Origin of the sequence: Nonomuraea lactucae, assembly GCF_003313395.1 — a bacterium.
Classification (GTDB): domain Bacteria; phylum Actinomycetota; class Actinomycetes; order Streptosporangiales; family Streptosporangiaceae; genus Nonomuraea; species Nonomuraea lactucae.
On the sequence record NZ_QNFZ01000428.1, the window covers coordinates 1 to 1,082 of the forward strand.

The following is a 1,082-nucleotide window of genomic DNA, read 5'->3' on the forward strand; positions in this document are numbered from 1 at the left end:
CCCGGCGGCCGATCTCCGCCTCCTCGGCGTTGCCGGTGACCACCACGTCCTCCAGCGCGTCGGCGAGGGCGGCGGCGACACGCGCGAAGCGCTCGGGCGGCCAGCGCCGCGCCGGGTGGGCCGCGCCGGGATGCACGATCACCGGCCCCGACCGGTCGGAGACGCCCAGCGTCAGATCCGCAGGGTCGGCCTCGACGCCGTGCCGTTCCAGCAGGTCGCACCAGCGCCGTACCTCGTGCGCGTCCTCGGGCCAGGGCAGGCCGGCCCCGTAGCTGATCAGCCGGCCCGGCCGGGTGGCGCGCAGCGCCTCGACGCTCTGCGGCCCGCGTCCGTGCAGGTTCACCGCGACGTCCGGCCGGTCGAACGGCACAGGCCCCGGCCCCGCCACGTCGATCTGGTCGTCCACCGCGCCGATCAGTGGCATCAGGGCGGACAGCGCGGCGGGCGCCGCGATCGTCACCCGGTGCGCGGGGAAGGCCCGGCGCAGCGCGCGCAGCGCCGGCACGGCCGTCAGCAGGTCGCCCAGGCCGAGCCCGCGCAGCACCAGCAGATCTAGGGCCATGACGTTTCCGTCGAGGGGCAGACGACGAGCTCCCTCACCTCGCATCCGGCGGGCCGGCTCAGCGCGAAGACCACGGTGCGGGCGACGTCGGCCGGGTCGTTCAGGCCGGCGTCGGGGCCCGGCCTGTACTGCTCGGGCCGGCCGTCGAAGAAGCTCGTCCGCATCCCGCCGGGGATCAGCAGCGTCACGCCGATCTCCCCGCGCGTCTCGATCGCGAGCGCCCGGGTGAAGCCGACCACGCCGAACTTGGACGCGCAGTACGCCGTCGCGTCGCTGAGCGGGCGCAGCCCCAGCGTCGAGGCGCAGGTCACCACCCTGCCGCGCGTCCGCTTCAGGTACGGCAGCGCGGCCCGCACGACCGAGGCCGTGCCCAGCAGGTTGACCATGACGACGCGGTCCCAGTCGGCGGCCGGCACGTCCTCCAGCCGCCCGCAGGCGTCGATCCCGGCGGCGGTGACCACCCCGTCGAGCCCGCCGGCCCGCTCGGCCAGCTCCCGGACCGCCCGCCCGGCCTGCGCGC

At 76.8% G+C, this 1,082-nt stretch carries 2 protein-coding genes; both read right to left on the reverse strand.

Annotation, left to right across the window (positions count from 1 at the left end; all coding sequences use genetic code 11):
- Positions 1-562, reverse strand: a 562-nt coding sequence (locus tag DQW85_RS22390) for a glycosyltransferase family 9 protein (RefSeq protein ID WP_162795229.1), incomplete at its 3' end; no start/stop codon positions are given.
- A partial coding sequence (locus tag DQW85_RS22395; RefSeq protein WP_162795230.1) for an SDR family oxidoreductase occupies positions 553-1,082 on the reverse strand: 530 nt, incomplete at its 5' end. The genes DQW85_RS22395 and DQW85_RS22390, both read right to left, overlap by 10 nt.